Origin of the sequence: Microbacterium sp. 69-7 (assembly GCF_001897985.1) — a bacterium.
Classification (GTDB): Bacteria; Actinomycetota; Actinomycetes; order Actinomycetales; family Microbacteriaceae; genus Microbacterium; species Microbacterium laevaniformans.
In genome coordinates this window covers 26,831-49,543 of record NZ_MKRU01000097.1, presented here as the reverse complement: position 1 = coordinate 49,543, position 22,713 = coordinate 26,831, and the positions used below count along the sequence as shown (strand labels likewise).

The window sequence follows — 22,713 nt, the reverse complement described above, 5'->3', positions numbered from 1 at the left end:
CGTAGGAGGGCGGGTCAGAGGTAGAGGGCGTCGATGGTGCCCGACTCGCGATCGAGCAGCTGACGACGCCGGATCTTCAGCGTCGGCGTCACGACCTCGCGATCCTCGGCATCCGCGAAGACGAGCGCGAACCGTCGCACCTGCTCGCTGCGCGAGACCAGCGCGTTGGCTTCGTCGACGGCCCGCTGCACCTCTGCGCGGAGGTCGGGGTCATCCAGCGCCACGGCGCTGCCGCGTGCGGCGGTGACCGCATCCTGGTCGAGCACGATGAGTGCGGTCAGATACGGCCGCCCCTCCCCCACGGTCACCGCCGAGGAGATGACGGGGTGCTCTTCGATCGCCGCTTCCCACCGCGCGGGGGCGACGGTCTTGCCACCCGACGTCGTGACGACGTCCTTGACGCGTCCCTCCAGCACGAGACGGCCGCGCTCGTCGAGCCTGCCGAGATCACCGGTGCGGAAGAAGCCGTCGACGAAGGCGTCACGGTCGTCGTCCGCGTTGCGATAGCCGGCGAACACACCGACGCCCTTCGCGAGCACCTCGCCGTCGTCGGCGATGCGCACGGTCGAGCCGGGAAGCGGCACCCCGACGGTGCCCGAGCGGATGCGACCGGGAAGGTTGCCGGTGAGAGGCGCGGTCGTCTCGGTCAGCCCGTACCCCTCGATCACCGGAATGCCCATGCCGCGGAACAGCAGCGACAGCCGTGACGGCAGCGTCGCGCCGCCCGAGAGCACGTAGCCGATGCGCCCGCCCATGAGGCCGCGGATGCGACGGTAGAAGAGGGCGTCGAACACGCGGCGACGCAGCTCCAGGCTCCACGACGACGCGGGCCTCTCGCCGTCGTCGATCTGCTCCTCACGCCGTGCAAGCTCTGTGGCGGTGCGAACCGCGGCATCCCAGACCCGCCCGAGGTGCTTGTCGGCGGCCTTCGCCCCGGCCGCCGCGGCGATCTTCTCGAGAATGCGGGGCACGACCACGAGGAAGGTCGGGCGCAGCTCCGCGAGCGAGGCGACGACCTCCGACGGCTCCGAGAGATGAGCGATGCGCATGCCGCTGGCGAGACAGATCAGCTGCAGCCCCCGGGCCAGCACGTGCGCCAGGGGAAGGAAGATCACCGTGCTGCCGTCCGCGCGCACGATGTCGGAGTACGCGGCGGCGATGTTGAGCACCTGCCCGAGGAAGTTCTCGTGGCTGAGGACGACGCCCTTGGGCGTGCCGCTCGTGCCCGAGGTGTAGACGATCGTCGCGGGCGAGGTGGGGCCGGCATCCGTGCGGGCACGCTCGAGCGCGGCGTCGTCGACGAGGCCGCCGCGAGCGGCGAGGTCGGCCAGGCCACGCGTCAGGGACAGGACGGTCGGCACCCCGGCCGCCGTCAACGCGGACCGGGAGCGCTCGTCACCGAAGAAAGCGACACGCACGCCGGCGTCGGCGACGATCGCCGCGACCTGGCTCGGCGCGGAGGAGTCGTACACGGGCACGACGACGCCTCCCGCGAACCAGACGGCCAGGTCGGCGACGGCCCACTCGTAGCGCGTCGGGGCCATGATCGCCACGGCGTCGCCGGGTCGCAGGCCGTCGGCCAGCAGCCCCTTGGCGACCGCGCTCACTTCGGCGGCAAAGGCCGCTGTGGTCACCGGCCGCCACCGTTCTCCTTCGCGCACGTCGAAGGCGACGTGGTCGGGAGCCTCGTCGACCCGACGCGTCAGCAGGTCGGTCACATTGCGGTACGCCGACAGGTCGGCAAGCGGCGCAGTCGAGACTTCTCTCACGGACGGAGCTCTCCTTCGGGATGGGCGTAGCTGCCTCTTGTTCGGAGCCGTGGCCCGATCGGATCGGGTGTCCGCTCCAAGATCCTGCCACGCTCGCGCCCGACGCCCGGATGGGTTGCCGAAACGCCCGCCGACACGGTATGGAGGCTCTCGCCGCGTGCGCGACCGGATACGCTCGCAGAGTGAGCTCCTCCGCTGTCATGCCGCGGCTCCCGGCGCGCGCCGTCACCAGACGGGGAGGCCGATGACCATGCCGCACGACGACGGGCTCGAGGACTTCGCCGACCTGATGGCCTCGGCCCCCAGCGGTGCGCCGCACGTGTCGTTGTCCGCCGAGGATGCCGAGCGCCTGCGCCGGCGTCGGCGCCGCCGCCGCCGTGGCTGGCTGATCGCCGCAGGTGTCGTGCTCGCGATCGTCGCCGGCGCCGGCGGCTACACGGCGTGGGCCCTCTCGGCGCCGTTGCCCGCGCTCGAGACGACGACACGCGTTCCGACCGTGGCGCCGGGCGCCCCGGCAGCGCTGGCGATGCCCTCCGGACGGGCCGCCGCGATCTCGGTGGTCGGCGCCGCAGGCGATCTGGGGGCGGCGGGACTGCACGCGGTGAGCGGTGACGACCAGCCCCGACCGATCGCGAGCATCAGCAAGCTGATCACCGCGCTCGTCGTGCTCGACGCTCATCCGCTGCAGAGCGCCGACGACCCCGGTCCGACGATCACGTTCGACAAGGCCGACCACGACCTGTACGACCAGTACTACGTGCTCGGCGCGACGGTGGCCGCCATGCCGACCGGCAGCTCCATGTCGCTGCGCGACGCCCTGACCACCATGCTGCTGCCGTCGGCGAGCAACTATGCCGACGCGGTGGCGATGTGGGCCTTCGGCTCCCGTTCGGGCTACGTCTCCGCGACGCGCACGTGGCTCCAGGCTCACCAGCTGAACGGAACGACGATCGTCGAGCCCACCGGCATCGATGAGCGCAACACGAGCACACCGAGTGATCTGCTCGCCATCGGACAGCTCGCCGCGGCCAATCCCGCGCTCGCCCGGATCACGTCGATGCCGTCAGCCACCGTCCCGACGGTCGGAGAGGTGGACAACACCAACGATCTGCTCGGCAGCGACGGTGTGACCGGCCTGAAGACGGGCAACCTCGGCGCCGGGACGTTCGCACTGCTCTACACCGCGACGAGCAACCCCGGACTGGGCGAACCGCTGAAGATCGTCGGCGTCTCGCTCGATGGGCAGTCGCGGGAGCAGGTGGATGCCGATGTCACCACCGCGCTGCGCAGCGTCGCCGCCGGCGTGCACCTGGTGCCGGTCGCGAAAGCGGGAACACCGGTCGGCACGGTGACGAGCCCCTGGGGCGGGGAGGCGCAGTTGGTGCTGTCACGCGACGAGAGCCTGCTCACGTGGTCCGATACGCCGATCACCGCATCGATCACGCTGACGATTGCGCCGACCGGCCAGGACGGCCAGCAGATCGGCATCGCCACGTGGACCTCCGGCGGCCGCAGTGCCAGCGTCGCGGTGGCCGTGCGCGGAACGATCGCCCCTCCCGACGACTGGTGGAAGCTGACCCACCCCTCGCTGCTCGGCGGCCCGGCGCCGTCGCCGTCGCCGAGCGTGAGCCCGTCCCCGACTCCCACCGCCGGCGGCTGAGCGGCGCGGATCAGCCCAGCGCGCCCGAGACGAGCCACCGGCGCAGCACGCCGTACGCGGCATCCCTCGGCTTCGGCGCCGACAGGAACACGTCGTGGATCGCGCCGTCGATGTGCGCGACCGTCACGAGAGAGCCGACCCGCGTCGCCGCCCGGGCGATGTCGGCGACCACCAGCACGCTGTCGGTGGAGGTCATCTCCGGCGTCCACTGCAGCGGCGTGGTCGACGCGGCCGAGAGCAGGGTGAGCACCGGGGCGTCGATCGTCAGGCCGCCGGCGACCGTGGCGTGACCCCGCATCACGGCGGCGAGCCACCCCGGATGGGTGGGAAAGCCCCGCTCGGGACGCCAGCCTTCGGGACTGTCGGGCAGGGTCCCCAGTTCGCGCTGCGCGCGCGTGTAGAAGCCGAGATCGACGACTGGGTGCGCGCCGAGAGGGTCAAAGCGTGCCCGCATCGCGATGATCGGGGCGATGGCCTGACGCCCGATCGCACCCGTCTGCAGCTCCAGCCACGGACTGTTGAGCACGACGGCGGAGGCCGCGCCGCGATGCCGTGCCGCCCAGAGGCTCAGGGTGAGTCCTCCCGTCGAGTGCCCCAGCAGCACGAGCCGCCGGCCGCGATCGTGCGTGCCCATCGCGGCGAGGGCGGCGGCGATGTCGGGATCGTAGTCGTCGAGCGTCGTGACGTATCCGGGGATCTGCCCCGGGCGCAGGCTCCGGCCGTATCCGTGCAGGTCCAGGGCGTAGAACCGGGCACCGAGGCCCGTCCAGAAGTGCGCCAGCTCCGTCTGGAAGAAGTAGTCCGACCACCCGTGCACGTACAGCACGTCCACACCGTTCAACGGTCGCAGCCACGGCATCCGCGGGAGGGATCGCACGAGGGTGGCGGGAGCGGCGTCCACGCCGAGCTCGAGCGTGAGCTGCTCGAAGCCCGGCCCGAGGATGTCTGCGACCCACTCGCCCACCATGTCGCCAGCCTATCCGCGGCCCCTCTGTGCGGGGCGACGGGGATAGCGGAGGAGATTTCCGTTCGGGAGGACGGATGCCGCGGCAGCGACCTCCCGACGCGGCATCTCCTCCCGGGCGGTTCAGCGCGCGAGGTGGAGTCCCTGGGCGACCGCACGCATGAGCACGTCCTGCACCTGCTCCCACTGATGGATCACCTGTCGATAGCCGACGCGGATCACGTGATACCCGAGCAGCATGAGGGCGGCATCGTGCGCGTTGTCGGCATCGCGCTGCGCTCCGACATGGTGGCCGCCGTCGATCTGCAGGACGAGCCGCTCGCCGATGAGCAGGTCGACGCGGTGGCCGGCGATCCAGATCTGGCGCCGCAGCGACAGACGCATCCACCGCAACCGGGGCACGACGATCGTCTCCAATCCCGAGTCGGACCAGACCTCCGCCGCCGCGAGCACACGGCGCGCACAGGCCGGAAGGCGAAGCCGTGCCAGCGCCGGGGCGCTGACCTCTTCCTTCCGCAGAGCCGACTCCCACACCGCCAACGCGACCTCGAACGGTTGGCACGCGGCGACCGCAGCGAGCACGTTCTCGGGAGCATCGACCAGTGCATCCGGATGCCGCGGCACCACCGGCCGCGCCCAGTGCACGACCGCGGTGGCCGTCGGCGCCCTCCCGGCGTGAGCGTGAGCGGCGACGTGAACGCGCGCGTCGTCGTCGTGCACCCACCAGCCGCGCCGGCGCGCCTGCGTCACGCACGAGATCACCACGCCCGACCGTGCCGCCGCGGTCAGGTGCGGGTCGGCATCCGGTACGGCCAGCCAGCCGCGAGCCACGCGCACCAGCTCCCGCCGCGCCACCGCGCGGTCGAGCGCACCGCGCCCGTATCCGGCTCGAGCGATCCGATCGCTGCGGACCACGCCTCCGCGTGCACGGGCCCACGTCGCGGCATCCATGTGCGACATCGTGACCCGAGCCACAGCCGGCGACCCCGCGCGCCGCGGCATCCGTGCACAACCTGTCGCCTCGCCCCGCTGGGGAGGAGTCGAAGCAGGCCCACCCGTGCGCGCCAGCGGAGGAGATTTCCGTTCGGGAGGACGGATGCCGCGAAAACGACCTCCCGACGCGACATCTCCTCCCGAACCGACGGCTTACTCGCCGCGCGAGACCCGGACCATCTCGTCCCGGTCGACGACCTTGATGCGCGCACGCTCGTGCGGGGCGCCGAGAGCGACCTCGTGCTCGTCGAGGCGGTGCCACCCGTCCAGATCCGTCCAGGCGACGCCGCGCTCGGCCAGCAGGGCGGGGATCGCCTCCGGCGACGGGTCGGCGGGCTGCCACCACGACGCCTGGTCATTGATGAGGTGGCTGATCGTCTCCATCGCGTCCGACTTCGTGTGCCCGATGAGTCCGACCGGGCCGCGCTTGATCCAGCCGGTCGCATAGACGCCGGGCACGCGCTCGTTGGAGTCCTTGTGCAGCACCTGACCCTCGTGATTGGGGATCACGCCGTGCTTCTTGTCGAACGGCACGCCCGGCAGGGGCGATCCGAAGTAGCCGACGGCGCGGTACAGCTGCTGGATCGGCACCTCGCGCAGCTCGCCGGTGCCGATGACGCCGCCCTGACCGTCCGGACGGGTGCGCTCGTACACGAGAGCGGCGACGCGGCCGCTGTCGTCGGTCTTCACCTCGACGGGCTTGGCCCAGAAGTGCAGGTGCAGCCGGCGCGACGCCGCGCCTCCGGCGTTGTTGACGCCCGGCCGCTGACGCCACGACTGCAGCACCCGGTCGATGACCATGACCTGCTTGTTGCTGGCGACCGCGGTGCGCGACGCCTCGTCGTAGTCGAAGTCCTCGTCGTAGACGACCATGTCGACGTCGCGCAGCTCGCCGAGCTCGCGCAGCTCCAGCGGCGTGAACTTCACCTGGGCGGGGCCGCGTCGACCGAACACGTGCACGTCGGTCACCTGCGAAGCCTCCAGCCCGGCCTGCACATTCGCGGGGATCTCGGTGACGAGGAGGTCTTCGGCGTGCTTGGCGAGCACACGCGCGACGTCGAGCGCGACGTTGCCGTTTCCGATCACGGCGACGGATGCCGCATCCAGCGGCCACTCGCGCGGGAAGTCCGGGTGGCCGTCGTACCAGCTGACGAAGTCGGCCGCGCCGAACGAGCCGGCCGCATCGATGCCGGGGATGTCGAGGTCGGCATCCTTGATCGCACCGGTGGCGAAGATGACGGCGTTGTAGTGCTGCTTCAGGTCGTCGAGGGTGAGGTCCTGACCGAAGCGGACGTTGCCGAAGATGCGGATGTCACCGCGATCGAGCACGTCGCGAAGGGCGGTGATGATCCCCTTGATGCGGGGGTGGTCGGGGGCGACGCCGTAGCGCACGAGTCCGTAGGGAGCGGGAAGGTGGTCGAACAGATCGATCGAGACGTCGAACTTGCGCTCGGCCTTCAACAGGATGTCCGCCGCGTAGATGCCGGCGGGGCCCGCGCCGACGATGGCCAGCCTCAGCTTGGTCATGGGTGTGTCCTTCGTGTTCATCCGGTCGTGGGGCGAGGGCCGGCAGGCCCGGGTCGAGACGCGATCAGCTGGAGCGGTCGACGATGACGTGGGCGAGTTTGACCAGCGCATCGCGCACGGGACCGGCCGGAAGCGGATCGATCGCCGCGATCGCGGCATCCGCCCACTCGTACGCCTTCGCACGGGTCTCGGCCGTCACGGCGTGCGTACGCAGCTGCTGCATCGCCTCATCGAGGATCGCGGGGTCTGCCCCGTCGGCGATGCGCGCCACGCCGTCGTCGATCGTGGCCTTCAGCGCGCGCGAGGCCGGGTCGGCGGCCCGGGCGAGAAGCAGGTAGGGCATGGTCGGCACGCCGGCGCGCAGGTCGGTACCGGGGACCTTGCCGGTCTCGGTGGGATCGTCGGAGAGGTCGATGACGTCGTCGAGCAACTGGAAGGCCACGCCGACCTTCTCGCCGTACTCCAGCGCGGGACGGCGGTACTCCGACGGCGCGTCCGAGAACAGGATGCCGGCCTGAGCGGATGCCGCGATCAGCGATCCGGTCTTGTCGGCCAGCACCTGGAGGTAGAACTCGACGGGGTCCTCACCGGCCTGAGCGCCGACCGTCTCGTGCATCTGTCCGAGGACGAGACGCTCGAACGTGTCGGCCTGCAGACGGATCGCGCGTTCGCCGATCTGCGCCATGAGCTGGCTGGCGCGCGAGAACATGAGGTCGCCGGTGAGGATGGCGACGTTGTTGCCCCAGACGGCGTGGGCGCTGGGCACCCCGCGACGCACGTCCGCGCCGTCCATGACGTCGTCGTGATAGAGCGAGCCCAGGTGGGTCATCTCCAGGGCCGTGGCACCCGTGATGACGTTCTCTGTGGTGCCTTCGCCCAGCTGCGCGGTGAGCAGGGTGAGCATGGGCCGCACCCGCTTGCCGCCTGCCTCGTAGAGATAGCGGGTCGTGGCATCGGCGAGGGCGTCGCTGACGCGCAGCTCACGGGCGAGGGTGTCCTCGACGCGGTCGAGGCCGTCCTCGACGACGGCGAGCAGTTTGCGCATCCGGGGACCGGCGAGCACACGCTCGGCCAGACCGAGGTTGGCCGTCAATCGCGCACCGGCAGCGGAGGAGCTCGCAGTCACCCTCCCAGCCTACCCGCGGCCGTCGCACCCGCGGTCGCGGAGGCCGTTTCGACTCGGGTGCTGCGCGCCCTCGCTCAACGACCGGGAGTCGCTGTCTCGCCCGCTCGGTGAGCGAGGGCAGCGAGTCGAAACGGGGCTCAGACGAGCGGCTTGACCGCGCGGTGCAGCGCGACGATGCCGAAGGTGAGGTCGCGGTGGGCGACGCGGGTCCAGCCGGCGTCGCGGATCCACGACGAGAGCGTCACCTGGTCGGGCCAGTCCTTGATCGACTCGTTGAGGTAGTCGTACGCGTCGGCGTTCGAGCTCACGCTGCGCGCCACCGTCGGCAGGATCCGGTCGTTGTAGAACCGGTAGAGGCTCGCGAACGCGGGGTTCTGCGGGTGCGAGAACTCGCACACCAGCAGCATGCCGCCGGGGGCGGTCACCCGCAGCATCTCGGCGAGCGCCTTCTTCGGGTCGTTGACGTTGCGCAGGCCGAACGAGATGGTGACGACGTCGAACTCGCCGTCGGCGAACGGCAGCGCCATCGCATCGGCTTCGACGAAGGTGACGTTGGGCACGTGTCCGTGACGACGGCGGCCCTCGGCGATCATGCCCGGCGAGAAGTCGCCGGCCACCACCTCTGCGCCGCTGCGCGCCAGGGCGACCGAGCTCGCGCCGGTTCCGGCGGCGAGGTCGAGGATGCGCTGGCCGGGCCGCGGGGCAATGGCACGCGTCGTGGCGATGCGCCACAGCCGGTCGTTGCCGAGGCTCAGCACGGTGTTCGTGCGGTCGTAACCGGCGGCGACCTCGTCGAACATGCCGCTCACGCGGGACGGATCCTTGCCCAGGTCGGCGCGGTGTTCACTCACCCTTCGATCCTAGGCGCGCTCGCGGCAGCGCGGCAGCGCGGCGGCGCGGCAGCGCGGCGGCTCTCAGCGATGAGGCAGCGCCGCGAGAACGGCGAGCCAGCGCGCCGCCGTCGCCTGGTCGTACGGCGCCCGCTCGGCACGGACCTCGACCTCGAGCTCGAGGGCGACGCGTTCGAGGCGCTCGACGATGTCCAAGGGATACCCGTACTGCACGCGATGCTCGTCCCACTCGTCGCGGTCGTCGATCCAGGTGCCGCGGCCGTCGCGGGCACGCACGACGTCGAGATCCATGTCGATGCCCGTGGGGCTCGGGATGCCGGCGGGGTCCGCCGCGGCATCCCATCGCAGATCCCACGCCACATCGATGTAGATCGCGATGCGCGGGTGGGTCGCGTTGAGGGTGGCGGCGTATTCGCCGCTCGGCGGGATCAGGGTGACGTTGTCGCCGTCGCTGACCGTGTCGACGCCCGGTCGGGCACTGCGCCAGCCGTCGCGCTGACCGACCCAGTCGCCGTGGACGTCGCTGCCGAGATACACGCACTCGTGCTCCCAGTGCGGCGCGCCGTCCCACTTGCGCCAGCGGAAGACGAGCGGGGTGCCGGGCGCGGGTCGATCGGTCATGGCGGGAGCCTAACCCGCCCTCACCTTCGGCGCCCGGCTGCGGCGTGCGCCCGGCGGATTAGGCTGATCGGGTGAGTTCCGCGCCGCTCTTGCCACCCCGCCTGCGCATCGTGAGCCGGGAGATCGCCGCGATCGACGACCTGCTCGAATACGCCGACCCGGCCAACCCCCTGGTGTGGGCGCGACGGGGATCGTGGCTCGTGGGCGTCGGCTCGGCGCTGCGCATGGAGGTGCCGGCGGCGGATGCCGCGACCCTCGCCGACCGCTGGCGCGCGGTTGCGGCGGCGGCGACGGTGGACGACCACGTCGGCGTTTCCGGCAGCGGCCTGATCGCCTTCGGCGCGTTGCCGTTCGACGTGCAGTCGGCCGCGACCGCGGTGCTGACGGTGCCGCGGATGACGATCGGCACGCGCGACGGCCGCACCTGGGTGAGCTGGGTGCTGCCCGACGACGGCGCCCCCGAGCCCGACGAGCCCCGCGCGATCGGCTACGGCCCGCACTGGTCGGCCGCGGTGGGACCCGGCGCGCTGACTCCGGAGGGCTATCAGGATGCGGTCCGTGCCGGGCTCGCCGCCATCGCCGCCGGAGAGGTCAGCAAGGTCGTGCTCGCTCGGGAGCTGGCCGGCACGGTTCCCGCCGGCGCCGACCTGCGCCGACTCGCACGCTCGCTCGCCTCCGCGTACCCCGACACGTGGGTCTACGCCGTGCACGGGCTCATCGGCGCGAGCCCCGAAACGCTCGTCACCGTCTCGGGCGGCCAGGTGACCGCGCGCGTGCTGGCCGGCACCGTCGCGCGGGGGTCGGGACCGGATGCCGATCGCGAGGCGGCGCTGCGCCTGGCGACGAGCGCCAAGGACCTCGCCGAGCACCAGTACGCCGTGCGCAGTCTCGTCGACGCCCTCTCGCCGCACGCGAGCGCGCTGGCGGCCGCGGAGCAGCCGTTCACTCTCGCGCTGCCGAACGTCTGGCACCTCGCGACCGATGTGGAGGCCACGACCGCCCCCGAGACCTCCGCCCTCGACCTGCTGGGGGTGCTGCACCCGACGGCGGCCGTCGCGGGAACGCCGACGGCCGCCGCCCTGGCCGCGATCCGTCGCATCGAGCCGTTCGACCGTGGCCGCTACGCCGGACCCGTCGGGTGGGTCGACGCGAACGGCGATGGCGAGTGGGCGATCGCGCTGCGCGGGGCCCAGTTCGATCTCGCGGCGGCGGATGCCGACGGCATCCCGTTCCGCGCGCACGCCGGCGCCGGGATCGTCGCCGGCAGCGACCCCGAGGCCGAGATGCTCGAGACCCGCGTGAAGTTCCGCCCGATCGTCGACGCCCTGGCGTAGGGCGCGCCCGGGGTCAGCTATCGGCGAGGCGTTTCTTCTCGGCCGCGACGTCGAAGTCGGCGGCGGGCCAGTGCGGATCGATGTCTTCGAGGGCATCCAGCAGGAGCGCCTGGACGGCCAGACGCGCGTACCACTTGCGGTTCGCGGGCACGACGAACCACGGGGCTTCGGGCGTCGAGGTGCGCTCGAACACCGTCTGGTAGGCCGCCATGTACTCGTCCCACAGGCGGCGCTCATCGACGTCACCGGGGTTGTACTTCCAGTGCTTGTCGGGCCGCTCCAGCCGCTCCCCCAGCCGGCTCTTCTGCTCGTCGGCGGAGATGTGCAGCATCACTTTGACGATGCGGATGCCGCGATCGACGAGCCCCTTCTCGAAGGCGACGATGGCGTCGTAGCGGCGCTCGATCTCGTCGGCAGGCGCGAGCGCCCGCACCCGGCCGATGAGGACGTCCTCGTAGTGCGACCGGTCGAACACCCCGATGAAGCCGGGTGCGGGCACACGCTTCTCGATGCGCCACAGGAAGTCGTGCGCGAGTTCCTCGGGCGTCGGCTTCTTGAACGCGGCGAGCGCGACGCCCTGCGGATCGACCGATCCGACCACGTGGCGGACGATGCCGCCCTTGCCCGCGGAGTCCATCGCCTGCAGCACCAGCAGCACTGCCGGAGCGCCCTCTTCGACACGGCTCTGCGCGTAGAGGCGCTCCTGCAGCTCATCGAGCTCGTCCGCACCCGCCTCGAGGTCGCTCTGTCCCTGGTCTTTGTCGCCGTCGTAGCCCGGAGTGGATGCCGGATCGAGGTCGGCGAGACGGAAACCCGGGCCGGCGCGCAGGAGGTCGGCGGGATCGGCGTTCCAGTTCTTCTGGCTTTTCGCGGTCATCCCCACATCATGGCGCGGGCAGGCGGATAGGGCCAGGACGTTCAGCGAGCGAGGGCGACTTCGATGATCTGTCGCCCGACGACGCGGGCGGTGAGGGCCTGGTCGAGCTCGGCGCGCGTGGCGACGCGCACGTACTCCCAGCCGTATGCGGCGGCCAGCGGGGCCAGATCCACGTCCTGCGGCGTGTAGAGCACGCGTTGCATGGCGTCGGGCCCGGCGATCTCGGCGACCTCGAGGCCGTCGAAGATCGTGCCCCCGCCGTCGTTGCCGACGACGACCTGCAGCCGCGGCGCCGTCTCGCCGACCGGCAGCAAGAGCGCCCCCACGTCGTAGAGGAACGCGAGATCTCCGGTCAGCACGCGGGTCACGCCGACGTCGCCGCCGGCCTGGCTCGCGATCGCGATCCCCATGCAGGTTGCGATGGTGCCGTCGATGCCGGCGAGACCGCGGTTGGCGTGGACCGGCACCTTCTTGCCGGCGAGCACGCCGTCAGCCACACGCACGAGGCGCGACGAAGCGAAGAACAGGCGGTCGTGCGGCCAGGTCGCCCGCCACACGGCATCGACGAGTCCCGCGCGGTCGATCCGGGCGCGCGCGACGGCGAGCTCGGACGCGATGGCGCCGAGGCGTTCGGCCGGCACCGCAGACGACAGCGCGGCGGCATCCGGAGCCGGCGGGGCGAGATCGACGGCCGCCGCGCGCGAGGCCCGCATCCAGGCGCCGAACCAGTCGCGGTCCATGTCGCCGACGGCGGCCACGACGGCGTCGACGGAGACCGAGACGCCGTTGAGGTTCAGGGGCTCTCCCGGCCCGCGCACGGCGAGCACCTCGACCTCGGCACGCGACAGCAGCGCCGTGACCTCGCGCGTGAGCGTCGGATGACCGAAGACGACGGCGCGCTCGATGCGGCCGCCGAGCTCCGGGTCGCGCAGCAGCCCGCGGTAGCCGTGGACGACGTTACGGCCGAAGCGGGCGCCGCTGACGATCTCGGCGATCAGCGGCCAGCCGCCCGCGTGCGCGAGCGCCTCGGCAGCGGGGCCGGCATCGGCCCCGGCGATCACCACGGTGCGGGGGCCACGCACCAGCACGTGCGGATCGACCTCCGGGTCGGCGGGATGGTTCGCCTCGCCGATGCCGCCGCCGCCCTGGTAGAGCGCTCCCGACGGCTCGGTCGCGCTCAGCTCGTCGCCGGCGACGTCGGGGCCGAGCGCGGGCGCGGGAAGGTCGAGCTCGGTCGTGCCCAGCCACGACGGCAGCACACCGGCGAGGGGCTCACGCAGCGGCAGGTTGAGGTGCACCGGTCCGGCCTGCCTCGTGCCCGCGCCGAGGGCGGCCGCGACCGCGTCCTCCGCGACCCGGCGGAGCATCATCGACTGCTCGCCGGTGCCGTCCGCATCGAGCGCGTCGGGCACGGGCAGGTCTTCTTCCAGACGCATGTTCGGCGCGAACATTCCGGGCTGGCGCGTCGTCTGGTTGGCGCCGACGCCGCGTAGCTCGGGAGGACGGTCGGCCGTGAGCAGCAGCAGGGGCACGCCGGCGTGATGCGCTTCGAGAGCCGCGGGCAGCAGATTCGCGACCGCGGTGCCGGAGGTGCACACGACGGCGGCGGGCATGCCGGACTCGCGGCCGATGCCGAGCGCGGTGAAACCGGCGACGCGTTCGTCGATGCGCACGTGCACGCGTACGTCGCCGCGACTCTCCAGCTCGGCGGCGACCAGGGCAAGCGCCTGAGAGCGCGAGCCGGGGCTGACGACGATGTGGGCGACCCCGAGTTCCGCCAGGCGTCCGAGCAGGGCGGCCGCGGCATCCGTCGCCGGTGCACGACCGGCGAGAGCGCTGTCGTCCATGTCAGGCGACGCTGCCGCGACGGTGCTCGTCCGGGTCGTCGTCGCCGCTCACCGGCGGATGCGGTTGCGGGCCGCGGTCGGGATCGGGCCCCTCGGCGTCGAGGGCGGCGAGCTCCTCTTCGAGGCGACGGATGCGCTCGTCCTGATCGGCGATCGAGACGCTGCGCAGGCTCCCGAGGAAGTCGGGGTTGTCGTCGGGTGCGCGGAAAGCGTTCTGGGGCCGCGCTCGGCCGCGACCGACCACGAACCACATCAGGCCGCCGATGACCGGAAGCAGCACGACGATGACGATCCACAGCGGCTTGCTGACGCCGCGGTGACGCGTGGGCGGCTGCAGGGCGCAGTCGACGATGCTGTACACCCAGAAGGCGATCAGCAACAGCGCCAGAGGCAGCAGAATGCGCACCACCCTTCCATCTTAGGCGGCGCGAACACTGCGAGATCCGAGGTCGGCGGCGCGACGCCGCGCGCGTAGGCTGGACGCATGCGTGTCCGTTCGGCCCTCGTCTACACCGTCCTTCGTTTGCTGGTGTTCGTCGTGCCGTTCGCGATCATGATGCTCTTCCCGATCATGCGCGAGTATTACTGGCTGTCGGCGATCTTCGCCGCGCTCATCGGGCTCAGCCTCTCGGTGCTCTTCCTGCGCCGCCCGCTCGACGATCTGACCGCAGGTCTCGCCGCGCGGCGCCGCACCCGCCGCGACCGCGACGAGGACGCCGAGGATGCCGCGGCCGACCAGGTCACCTCGACGCCCTCGGAGTGAGCTCCTCGGCCGCCCCGCGAGGGCGTGTGCTCAGCCGGTGAAGGCCCAGTAGAGCAGCAGCGACAGGGCCAGCGAGGTCAGCGAGGTCAGCCCCAGCGCGACGACCAGCTCGCGCGGTGCGCGGTACGTCCAGACGATCAGCACGGCGCACGCCGCGGGGATCAGCGCGAGCATCGCCAGCCATGCCAGCGGGTAGAACACCGCGAGGATGGCGACGAGGGCGAAGGCGATGACGACGAGCACCGTGAACAGCACCTGCGTGGCGCGCCGACCGATGCGCACGGTGAGGGTGCGCTTGCCGGCGAGACGGTCCTGATCGATGTCCCGGAGGTTGTTCGCCAGCAGCACGGCGCAGGCCAGCAGGCCGGCGATCACGCCGCCGAACCAGCTCTCTTGCGGGACCGTCCCGATCTGCACGAACGTGGTGCCCACCGTGGCGACGAGGCCGAAGAACACGAAGACGAACAGCTCGCCCAGTCCCGCGTAGCCGTAGGGTCGCTTTCCGCCGGTGTAGAACCACGCGGCGACGAGGCAGGCCGCCCCGATGAGGGCCATCCACCAGTAACCGGTACGGATGATGATGGCCATGCCCGCCACGGCCGCGATGGCGAAGAAGACCAAGGCGACCGTGAGAACGGTGCGCGGCTTCGCCCGACGCGAGGCGGTGAGGCGGGCGGGGCCGACGCGGTGGTCGTCGGTACCGCGGATGCCGTCGCTGTAGTCGTTCGCGTAGTTGACGCCGATCTGGATCGCCACCGCCACGACCAGGCAGCACAGGGCCAGCACCCAGCGCAGCGGCGTCCCGTCGAGACGAGCCGCCCCCGTGCCGATGACCACGGGCGCGACGGCGAGCGGGAGCGTCCGCAGGCGCGCGGCGCCGATCCAGTCGCGCGCGGTGGCCCGTGTCACGTGCGCGGGATCGCCCGACACACGCGCGCGCTGCGGATTGCCGCGCGGCTTCTGCTTCGCGTGATGCGCCGCGCGCGACTTCTTCTTCCGGGTGCTGCCTGCCACGCCAGAATCCTATGCCCGGATGGGCATAGATCCGCTGTGACGCCGGCGGCCCGCATCAGCGGCTGTCGCCGGAGCTCTCCGCCCACGTGCGCGCGAGCGCCGTGAGGGCGGCCCGGTCGGGCTTACCGCTGGGGAGCGTCGGCAGTCGCGGCACCCGAAGGATGGCACGCGGCCGCGCCGGGGCGCCGAGCTCATCGCCGACGAGGTCGCGGACGGCCGGCAGGTCGGCATCGACCGGTGCATCCGACGATGAGGCGCCGACCGCGACGACGATCGACGCCTCACCCCAGCGCTCGTCGGCGACCGGCACCACGACCGCGTCGACGAATCCGGGCAGGGTGCGGACGATCCGCTCGACACGGTCGAGCGAGACGTTGACTCCACCCGACACGATGACGTTGTCGCGGCGGCCGGTGACCGTCAGCCGACCGTCGAAGCGACCGGCGTCGCCGGTGCGGTACCAGCGCACACCCGCGTCGTCGCGCACGAACGCGGCGGAGGTGCGCTCCGGCTCGCCGAGGTAGCCGTCCGCGAGTGTCGGCCCCGACACGTGCACCTCCCCGTCGACGATGCGCACGCCCACGCCGTCGAGCGGGATGCCGTCGTACACGCAGCCGCCGGCCGTCTCACTCGATCCGTACGTGCGCACGATACGGATGCCGGCCTCGTTCGCGCGCGCGGCGAGCGCCGGCGGCAGGGCCTGCCCACCCACGAGCACCGCCGCGAAGCCGGCGAGCGCGCGGCATCCGGCGGGCTCGTCGAGAAGCGTCTGCAGCTGTGCGGGGACGAGCGAGGTGAACGTCGGCACCCGCTCGCCCCCGCGACTGGACGCCATCGAGGATGCCGCCGCCACGAACGACGCGGTACGAAACGGTCCCGCGACGACAGCAGGCTCGTTGCCTGCGACGAGCGCGCGCACCAGCACCTGCACACCGGCGATGTAGCCGGGAGCCAGCGCGAGCAGCCACGATCCGCTGCCGATGCGCGCGGCCGTCGCCATCGCCGACGCCGTCAGCGCCGACCGGCTGAGCGCGACGGCCTTCGGGTAGCCGCTGGAACCGGACGTGGTGACCACCACCGCCGTCCCGGCCGGCACCTCCCGAGGCAGGTCGTCCTCTCCGCCGAGCGCGATCGCGGGCCCGGCGCCGAGCACCGCCGAGCGCAGACCGCGCAGCACCGCGCGGGCATCCGTCGCGTCGACCCTCTCCAGGCGCACGTTCGTCTCCGGGGAGGTCAGTAGTGGTACGGGTACGGCGACCAGTCGGGATCGCGCTTCTGTAGAAAGGCATCGCGGCCTTCGACGGCTTCGTCGGTGCCGTACGCGAGTCGGGTCGCCTCCCCCGCGAACACCTGCTGACCCACCATCCCGTCATCGATCGCGTTGAACGCGAACTTCAGCATGCGGATCGCCGTCGGCGACTTGCCGAGGATCGTCCGCGCCATCGCGACCGCCTCGCGCTCGAGTTCCGCATGCGGCACGACGCGATTGACCGCACCCATCTCGTAGGCACGGGCGGCCGAGTACTCCTCGGCGAGGAAGAACACCTCACGGGCGATCTTCTGGCCGACCTGGCGGGCCATGTACGCCGAGCCGTAACCCGCGTCGAACGATCCGACATCGGCATCCGTCTGCTTGAAACGGCCGTGCTCGGCGCTCGCGATCGACAGGTCGCACACGATGTGCAGCGAGTGCCCTCCGCCCGCGGCCCACCCCGGGATCACCGCGATGACGACCTTCGGCATGAAACGGATGAGGCGCTGCACCTCGAGGATGTGGAGGCGACCGGCGCGTGCCGGGTCGGGAGCGGTCGCGTCGTCGGCGGCGTACGTGTAGCCATCGCGACCGCGGATGCGCTGGTCGCCACCCGAGCAGAACGCCCAGCCGCCGTCCTTCGGGCTCGGACCGTTGCCCGTCAGCAGCACGACCCCGATGCGCGGGTCCTGGCGGGCGATGTCGAGGGCGCGGTAGAGCTCGTCGACGGTGTGCGGGCGGAAGGCGTTTCGCACCTCGGGACGGTCGAACGCGATGCGCGCGATGCGACCGTCGCGCGAGACGTGCGCCGTGATGTCGGTGTACGCGTCCGCACCCGCAGCGAGCATCCACTCCGCGGGATCGAACAGCTCGGAGACGAAGGAGTCGGTCACCCGCCCAGCCTACGCGCGGGGGCCGTGATCCGGCCGGGACGCACCTGCCGCTCCCCTACGCTGGAGCGGTGACGTCGACTCCCCGCATCCTGACCCTGCTCGCCGCCGGCACCCTCGCGCTCGGCCTGTCCGCCTGTGCGTCGACCGGCAGTGCGCAGCGCGCCGAGACCGAATCGCCGACGCCGGCGCAGACCATCGTGGCCGACGCCTGCCCGACGGGGAAGGGCGTCACTCTGGCCGTCGACTCGTCGGCGCTGACGGGCGGCTCGTCTCAGTCCTGGTGCTTCCCCACGATGGACAAGGTCGCGGTGGCCGACGTCGTCGCCGCCGCGGGTCTGAGCATCGAGGGCACGAAGCAGTACGGCGACCAGGTCGTCTGCCGCGTCAACGGGCTGCCCTCGGCATCCGCTCCGGTCGGCTCGGCGCAGGACCCCGCGTACATCGAGAAGTGCGACGCCATGCCCGCGGCGTTCGCCTACTGGGCCCTGTGGACCAAGCCGGCCGACGGAGCCTGGGACTATGCGCAGGAGGGCCTGTCGACGCTGACGGCACAGCCCGGCGAGAGCGTGGAGTTGCTGTTCACCCTCGACGGCGCCCCCGCTGCACCGGCGGCGTGAGCACCACTGCCGCTGATCGCTGCCGACGCGCGTAATCTCGGCGCGTGAGCTTCCGCCCCGGTCCCCTGCGCGCCGCCCTCGCTCTGGCGGTCGGCTTCGTGGCGGTCCGGGTCGTGTACCGGGTGCTCTTCCACGGCGTGGACGGCACCGGCGCGGTGCTGCTGCCGCTGCCGGTGTGGCGACTCGCTCCGCCGCTCGCCCACGTTCGGATGTTCGGCCCGGTCACGGCCGACGGGCTGGCGACGGCCGTGGTCGGCGCACTGCCGATCGCGCTGACGATCATCGTCTTCGGGGTGCTCAGCGCACTGCTCGATCTGCCGCGACTGCTCGCGCGCGGGGCGCGGCGCGGTCCCTTCCAGGGGCTCGCGCGGGCGCTGTCGATCGCGTGGGCCACGCTTCCGGCGCTCGCCGATGCGGCACGCACGGCCCGGCGCGCGCAACGCCTGCGCGGCGAGCGCGGGTTCGGCGCGGGGGTGCGCATCCTCGCGCCGGTGCTGGAGGCGACCATCGAGCGTGCCACCGCCGTCGGCGCGTCTCTGGAGCTGCGCGGCTACGCAGGTCGCAGGATCGAGGGCGACTGCCGCTCTCCGATCGCGCACGGACCTCTCGCGCTCGGGTTCGGTGACGACACCGTCCTGACGATCGACGGGTCGAGCGTCGGGGCGGATGCGGTGAGCGACGGCATCCGCAGCGGCTCGCTGACGGTGCTCACCGGCGCCACCGGCTCGGGCAAGACCACCCTGCTGCGTGCCCTGAGCGGGCTGCACACCCATCTCGACGGCGGGTGGCTCGACGGCGGCCTGTCGATCGCGGGGCACGATCGCGCCGACACGCCGCCGCGCGACCTGTCGCGGCTCGTCGGCGTGGTGCTGCAGAACCCCCGCGTCGGGTTCGTGACGACGAACGTACGCGATGAGATCGGGCTGGCGCTGGAGCTGCGCGGGCTCGCCCGCGTGCTCGTCGACGAGCGTGTTCGCGACGTCGCCGGGCGGGCGGGTGTCGCCGGACTGCTCGACCGGCCGCTGCGGGAGCTCTCGGCCGGCCAGGCGACGCTCGTCGCCATCGCCGCCGCCATCATCGAGCAGCCGGTGCTGCTGCTCGTGGATGAACCCCTCGCCGACCTCGACCGCGCCGCGCGCTCCCGGATCGTGACGCTGCTGGGCGCACTCGCGCACGAGGCCGGCATGTGCGTCATCGTCGCCGAACACCGCGGCGCCGAGCTCACCGGCGTCGCGGACGTATGGCTGCATCTCACCGCGGCGTCCGCAGCGACGCCCGCGACCGTCACCACCCGACCCGCGCCGTTCACAACTCCGGAGTTTCCGCCTCCCCTCCCCGTCGAAGGGCCGTCGCGGGCCGCGACCGCTACGGATCTCCGGAGTTGTGAACCGGCGCTCTCGACGCGGGTGACCGTCCGCTACGGGCAGCGCCTGGCCGTCGACGATGTCGCCGTGACGCTGCACCCGGGCGAGGTGGTGGCGCTGGTCGGGCCCAACGGAGCCGGCAAGTCGAGCCTTCTGGTCGCCCTCGCCACGGGCGCGCACGCTCGCGACGTGCGGCTGGTGCCCGACGACGCCGACGCGCTGTTCGTGCGCGACACGGTCGCCGCGGAATGTCGCCGCGCCGACCGGCGGGCGCACCTGCCGGTCGGGACCACCATCGCCCGCGTGGCCGCGCTGCTCGGACGCGGCGAGCGGGCCCGGCTGCTGGGGCCTCGGCATCCGCGCGACCTGTCCGCAGGCCAGCGGCGGTGCCTGGCGCTCGCGATCCAGACGGCAGCGCGCCCCCGCGTGCTGCTGGTCGACGAACCGACACGCGGACTCGACCACGACGCACGGCGGATGGTCGATACCGCCGTTACGCGCATCGCGGCGGCCGGGACCGCCGTGTTCGTCGCGACCCACGACTCCGTGGTGATCTCCCGCGCCGACGTGGTGCTCGGCATGGACGCCGGTCGTCTGTCCGCCATGGGCACCGCCTCCGCCCCCGCGACCGCGCCTGCCGCCGCGCCGGGCGAAGACCGCGGCGCCAGGCATCGACCGCGTGCCGAACTCCTCCACTCCGCGCGCGCGCATCCCTCGGAGGCGGCGAGAACCTCCGAACCGGACGAGATCGGAGGAGTTCGGAACACACGAGCGCGGACCACCGCCCGGGCACCGCGGCCACGCCCCGCGCTGACCGTCGCGCTGGTCGCCGCGAACGTCGTCGCCGCTGCCGCGTTTGTCTGGCCGCTCGCCGCGACCGCCCTCCCCGCACAGGCGCAGGCCGCCATCGGTCCGATCGCGCTGGCCCTCGCTCCCCTGGCAGCACTCGCCACCCTCGCGGCGCTCGACACGACAGTCCGCTCGGCGCAGACGCTGGCGCTGCTGGCGGTGCTCGCCGCCATCGGCGCAGCCGTCCGCATCGCGAGCACCGGCGTCGGCGGCGTGGAGGCGCTGTTCGTGCTCCTCATCCTCGCCGGCCGCGCCTACGGCGCTCGTTTCGGGCTGCTGCTGGGCGCGGCATCCGTGGGGCTGTCGGCGTTGCTGTGGGGAGGCGTCGGGCCGTGGCTGCCGTTCCAGATGTTCGCCTGCGCGTGGGTCGCGGCCGGCGCGGGGCTCCTGCCGCGACGGGTGCGCGGCGGGGCGGAGATCGCGATGCTCGTGGGATACGGCGTCGCCGCCGCGTACGCGTTCGGACTCATCATGAACATGTGGTTCTGGCCGTTCGCCGTGGGCGCCGGAACGTCGATCTCGTACGTTCCCGGAGCGCCACTGCCTCAGAACCTGGGCACCTTCCTCGTCTACTCGTTCGTGACATCGACCGTCAGCTGGGACACGGTGCGCGCGCTCACCACGACCGTCGGGATCTGTCTCGTCGGTCGCGCCGTGCTGCGCTGCCTGCGCCGGGCGAAGCCGGTGGCAGCCGCGCCACCACAGGGCCCCGGCGCACGCCCTCGGAGTGCTCTCGCTACAGTCGAATCGTGACGGCAACGGTGCGGCGTTTGACGGCCGAGGAGATCGACACCGACGGATTCCTCGCCCTGCTCGGGGAGGCTGCGGGTCTCGACACCGACGCCCTCATCCGCATCCGCGACGTCGAGCTGCCCACCATGACCGTCGTCGGGACGGTCGACGGCAGCGTGCTCGGCTTCGCCGCGTTCGGCGCCGACACGCACGGCGAAGACCGCACCGATCTGCACTACATCGCCGTCGCACACGAGGCACGCGGAACGGGGCTCGGCTCTCGTCTCGTGGATGCCGCGCGCCGCGTCGACCCGACGCGACCCCTCTATGCGAGCACCGATGACGACGCCGTGGACTTCTACCGTCGCCTCGGCTTCGTCGTCGCAGACGCGCCACGCGACCCGCGCTGGCCGACCAGACAGCGCTACGACTGCCTCCTGGACCCTCTGGGGGAGCCGGCCGAGCTCACGCTCGACGCGTACCGCGCGCACGCCCGGCGCTACGCGCAGCGCACGCCCGCGACGCCATCGCCGCTCGTCGCCGAGCTCGCCGCACGGCTGCCCGTGGGTTCGTGCGTGCTGGAACTCGGCAGCGGCCCGGGTCGCGACGCCGACGCGCTGGAAGCGGCCGGTTTTGCGGTCGATCGCACGGATGCCGCGGCATCCTTCGTGGCCATGCAGCACGACGCTGGTCATCGCGCACGGCTGCTCGACGTGCGCGATGCCGACTTCGGCGGACCGTACGACGGGGTCTTCGCCAGCGCCGTCCTGCTGCACGTGGCGCGACCACGACTGGGCGGCGTGCTGAGCCGCGCGCGTATGGCGACGAGACGGGGCGGCGTGATGATCGCGTCATTCAAGAAGGGCGATGGCGAGCACTGGTCGGACGCGAAACTCGAGGTGCCCCGACACTTCGTCCTCTGGCGTGAGGATGCTCTCGCCGACGCGTTCGTCGCCGCCGGCTGGACCGACGTCGAGGTGCGGGATTCGTCCTCACCGCACGCAGCAGAGGCGTGGATCACGGTCACGGCGCGCAACGGAAGCCGCGACTGATCCTCACCGTCGGGTCGGAGGTGATCCGCGTCGGCGACCTCTCCGCCGAGACCCTGAAGGCAACCGCTTCTGCGTCGTCGCGGCCGGTGAGGCGGGGCACGCGCATCCACCGGCGTGGGAGAATGGGGCACGGCGTGATCCACCCGAGGATGCCGCCGGAAGGACGAATCGTGCAGATCAGGAACTCCTCGGACTGGCGCGATGCCCTCCCCTTCGAGCTGCCCGTCGCCGCAGCCGAGGCCGTGCCCGGCGATGCCACGCGATGCTCCGGCTGCGGTCCCACGAGTGAGCCGTGGCCGCGCGAGGCGTTGTGGGTGGTGAAGCACCGGCATCCGACGAACCCCGCCGGCTTCGTGCGGTTCTACTGCTCCGACCACAAGCCGGCCGCGAAGCTCGCACCCGCCGCCGCGGTACCCGAACGCGCTCGCCGCACGCGCGCCGCCGCCGGCTCGGCGGCGCCGCGCAAGGCGCCCGCACCGATCATCCCCGAGCGCGAGGCCGCGCTCTGCCCCGACTGCTTCGTGCAGGTGCCCGCCACGGGCGTGTGCGGCATGTGCGGCGCCCGCGTCGGCTGACACCCGGCCGCCGAGCTTCGCCGTTCGCGCGGG

At 72.3% G+C, this 22,713-nt stretch carries 20 protein-coding genes; 7 read left to right on the top strand and 13 right to left on the bottom strand.

Annotation, left to right across the window (positions count from 1 at the left end; all coding sequences use genetic code 11):
* Positions 1-14 precede the first annotated feature (14 nt).
* Positions 15-1,769 (bottom strand): AMP-dependent synthetase/ligase, encoded by a 1,755-nt coding sequence (locus BGN98_RS12195; protein WP_288121526.1) that lies wholly within the window; start codon positions 1,767-1,769, stop codon positions 15-17.
* A 244-nt stretch (positions 1,770-2,013) separates the two neighbouring features.
* Between BGN98_RS12195 and BGN98_RS12190 the strand changes: the two genes are divergently transcribed.
* Complete coding sequence (locus BGN98_RS12190) at positions 2,014-3,429, top strand: D-alanyl-D-alanine carboxypeptidase family protein (RefSeq protein WP_288121525.1); 1,416 nt, start codon at positions 2,014-2,016, stop codon at positions 3,427-3,429.
* Positions 3,430-3,439: 10 nt separating this feature from the next.
* On the opposite strand, the gene BGN98_RS12185 is transcribed toward BGN98_RS12190, so the two are convergent.
* The 6 genes from BGN98_RS12185 to BGN98_RS12160 all read right to left on the bottom strand — a co-directional run bounded on the left by BGN98_RS12185 (position 3,440) and on the right by BGN98_RS12160 (position 9,511).
* Positions 3,440-4,396 (bottom strand): alpha/beta hydrolase, encoded by a 957-nt coding sequence (locus BGN98_RS12185; RefSeq protein WP_288121524.1) that lies wholly within the window; start codon positions 4,394-4,396, stop codon positions 3,440-3,442.
* Between the two features lie 120 nt (positions 4,397-4,516).
* Positions 4,517-5,344, bottom strand: a complete 828-nt coding sequence (locus BGN98_RS12180) for a type IV toxin-antitoxin system AbiEi family antitoxin domain-containing protein (RefSeq protein ID WP_288121523.1) — start codon at positions 5,342-5,344, stop codon at positions 4,517-4,519.
* A 195-nt stretch (positions 5,345-5,539) separates the two neighbouring features.
* Positions 5,540-6,913 (bottom strand): FAD-dependent oxidoreductase, encoded by a 1,374-nt coding sequence (locus BGN98_RS12175; RefSeq protein WP_288121522.1) that lies wholly within the window; start codon positions 6,911-6,913, stop codon positions 5,540-5,542.
* 64 nt (positions 6,914-6,977) lie between these two features.
* Positions 6,978-8,039 carry a polyprenyl synthetase family protein gene (locus tag BGN98_RS12170; protein ID WP_204947710.1) on the bottom strand — a complete coding sequence of 354 codons (1,062 nt, stop codon included), beginning with the start codon at positions 8,037-8,039 and terminating at the stop codon, positions 6,978-6,980.
* Between the two features lie 137 nt (positions 8,040-8,176).
* Entirely contained in the window at positions 8,177-8,890 is a 714-nt protein-coding gene (locus tag BGN98_RS12165; protein WP_036287402.1) for a class I SAM-dependent methyltransferase, read from the bottom strand.
* A 63-nt stretch (positions 8,891-8,953) separates the two neighbouring features.
* Complete coding sequence (locus BGN98_RS12160) at positions 8,954-9,511, bottom strand: DUF402 domain-containing protein (RefSeq protein WP_288121521.1); 558 nt, start codon at positions 9,509-9,511, stop codon at positions 8,954-8,956.
* A gap of 71 nt (positions 9,512-9,582) precedes the next feature.
* On the opposite strand from BGN98_RS12160, the gene BGN98_RS12155 reads away from it, so the two are divergent.
* Entirely contained in the window at positions 9,583-10,845 is a 1,263-nt protein-coding gene (locus BGN98_RS12155) for an isochorismate synthase (RefSeq protein ID WP_036287408.1), read from the top strand.
* 13 nt (positions 10,846-10,858) lie between these two features.
* On the opposite strand, the gene BGN98_RS12150 is transcribed toward BGN98_RS12155, so the two are convergent.
* From BGN98_RS12150 to BGN98_RS12140, 3 genes are read right to left on the bottom strand one after another with little or no spacing between them, the layout of a single operon-like run.
* The gene (locus tag BGN98_RS12150) at positions 10,859-11,722 is read right to left on the bottom strand and encodes a polyphosphate kinase 2 family protein (protein ID WP_288121520.1); all 864 of its coding nucleotides are present in this window, start codon (positions 11,720-11,722) and stop codon (positions 10,859-10,861) included.
* 41 nt (positions 11,723-11,763) lie between these two features.
* Complete coding sequence (gene menD / locus BGN98_RS12145) at positions 11,764-13,569, bottom strand: 2-succinyl-5-enolpyruvyl-6-hydroxy-3-cyclohexene-1-carboxylic-acid synthase (RefSeq protein ID WP_288121519.1); 1,806 nt, start codon at positions 13,567-13,569, stop codon at positions 11,764-11,766.
* A 1-nt stretch (position 13,570) separates the two neighbouring features.
* Positions 13,571-13,978, bottom strand: a complete 408-nt coding sequence (locus BGN98_RS12140; RefSeq protein ID WP_288121518.1) for a PLD nuclease N-terminal domain-containing protein — start codon at positions 13,976-13,978, stop codon at positions 13,571-13,573.
* Between the two features lie 75 nt (positions 13,979-14,053).
* Between BGN98_RS12140 and BGN98_RS12135 the strand changes: the two genes are divergently transcribed.
* The gene (locus BGN98_RS12135; protein ID WP_036287421.1) at positions 14,054-14,332 is read left to right on the top strand and encodes a DUF4229 domain-containing protein; all 279 of its coding nucleotides are present in this window, start codon (positions 14,054-14,056) and stop codon (positions 14,330-14,332) included.
* Between the two features lie 30 nt (positions 14,333-14,362).
* On the opposite strand, the gene BGN98_RS12130 is transcribed toward BGN98_RS12135, so the two are convergent.
* From BGN98_RS12130 to BGN98_RS12120, 3 genes are read right to left on the bottom strand one after another with little or no spacing between them, the layout of a single operon-like run.
* Entirely contained in the window at positions 14,363-15,346 is a 984-nt protein-coding gene (locus BGN98_RS12130; protein ID WP_288121517.1) for a 1,4-dihydroxy-2-naphthoate polyprenyltransferase, read from the bottom strand.
* A 55-nt stretch (positions 15,347-15,401) separates the two neighbouring features.
* Positions 15,402-16,562: an AMP-binding protein gene (locus tag BGN98_RS12125; RefSeq protein ID WP_036287426.1), complete on the bottom strand. Its 1,161-nt coding sequence runs from the start codon at positions 16,560-16,562 to the stop codon at positions 15,402-15,404.
* A 17-nt stretch (positions 16,563-16,579) separates the two neighbouring features.
* A complete protein-coding gene (locus BGN98_RS12120) occupies positions 16,580-17,491 on the bottom strand; it encodes a 1,4-dihydroxy-2-naphthoyl-CoA synthase (RefSeq protein WP_036287428.1) in 912 nt (303 codons plus the stop codon).
* 68 nt (positions 17,492-17,559) lie between these two features.
* Here BGN98_RS12120 and BGN98_RS12115 point away from each other — a divergent pair, with 68 nt between their 5' ends.
* From BGN98_RS12115 to BGN98_RS12100, 4 genes are all read left to right on the top strand, one after another.
* A complete protein-coding gene (locus tag BGN98_RS12115; RefSeq protein WP_288121516.1) occupies positions 17,560-18,108 on the top strand; it encodes a hypothetical protein in 549 nt (182 codons plus the stop codon).
* Between the two features lie 44 nt (positions 18,109-18,152).
* Positions 18,153-21,074, top strand: a complete 2,922-nt coding sequence (locus BGN98_RS12110) for an ATP-binding cassette domain-containing protein (RefSeq protein WP_288121515.1) — start codon at positions 18,153-18,155, stop codon at positions 21,072-21,074.
* Complete coding sequence (locus tag BGN98_RS12105; protein ID WP_288121514.1) at positions 21,071-22,105, top strand: bifunctional GNAT family N-acetyltransferase/class I SAM-dependent methyltransferase; 1,035 nt, start codon at positions 21,071-21,073, stop codon at positions 22,103-22,105. The genes BGN98_RS12110 and BGN98_RS12105 overlap by 4 nt, the downstream gene beginning before the upstream one ends.
* A 170-nt stretch (positions 22,106-22,275) precedes the next feature.
* Positions 22,276-22,680, top strand: coding sequence for a glucose-6-phosphate dehydrogenase (locus BGN98_RS12100; RefSeq protein ID WP_288121513.1), 405 nt, complete (start codon positions 22,276-22,278; stop codon positions 22,678-22,680).
* Positions 22,681-22,713: the final 33 nt, after the last annotated feature.

Coding starts and splice junctions, on each gene's coding strand:
- BGN98_RS12190 (WP_288121525.1), top strand. CDS start 2,014: ATGACCATGCCGCACGACGACGGGCTCGAGGACTTCGCCGACCTGATG.
- BGN98_RS12185 (WP_288121524.1), bottom strand. CDS start 4,396: ATGGTGGGCGAGTGGGTCGCAGACATCCTCGGGCCGGGCTTCGAGCAG.
- BGN98_RS12180 (WP_288121523.1), bottom strand. CDS start 5,344: ATGGATGCCGCGACGTGGGCCCGTGCACGCGGAGGCGTGGTCCGCAGC.
- BGN98_RS12175 (WP_288121522.1), bottom strand. CDS start 6,913: ATGACCAAGCTGAGGCTGGCCATCGTCGGCGCGGGCCCCGCCGGCATC.
- BGN98_RS12160 (WP_288121521.1), bottom strand. CDS start 9,511: ATGACCGATCGACCCGCGCCCGGCACCCCGCTCGTCTTCCGCTGGCGC.
- BGN98_RS12150 (WP_288121520.1), bottom strand. CDS start 11,722: ATGACCGCGAAAAGCCAGAAGAACTGGAACGCCGATCCCGCCGACCTC.
- menD (WP_288121519.1), bottom strand. CDS start 13,569: ATGGACGACAGCGCTCTCGCCGGTCGTGCACCGGCGACGGATGCCGCG.
- BGN98_RS12135 (WP_036287421.1), top strand. CDS start 14,054: ATGCGTGTCCGTTCGGCCCTCGTCTACACCGTCCTTCGTTTGCTGGTG.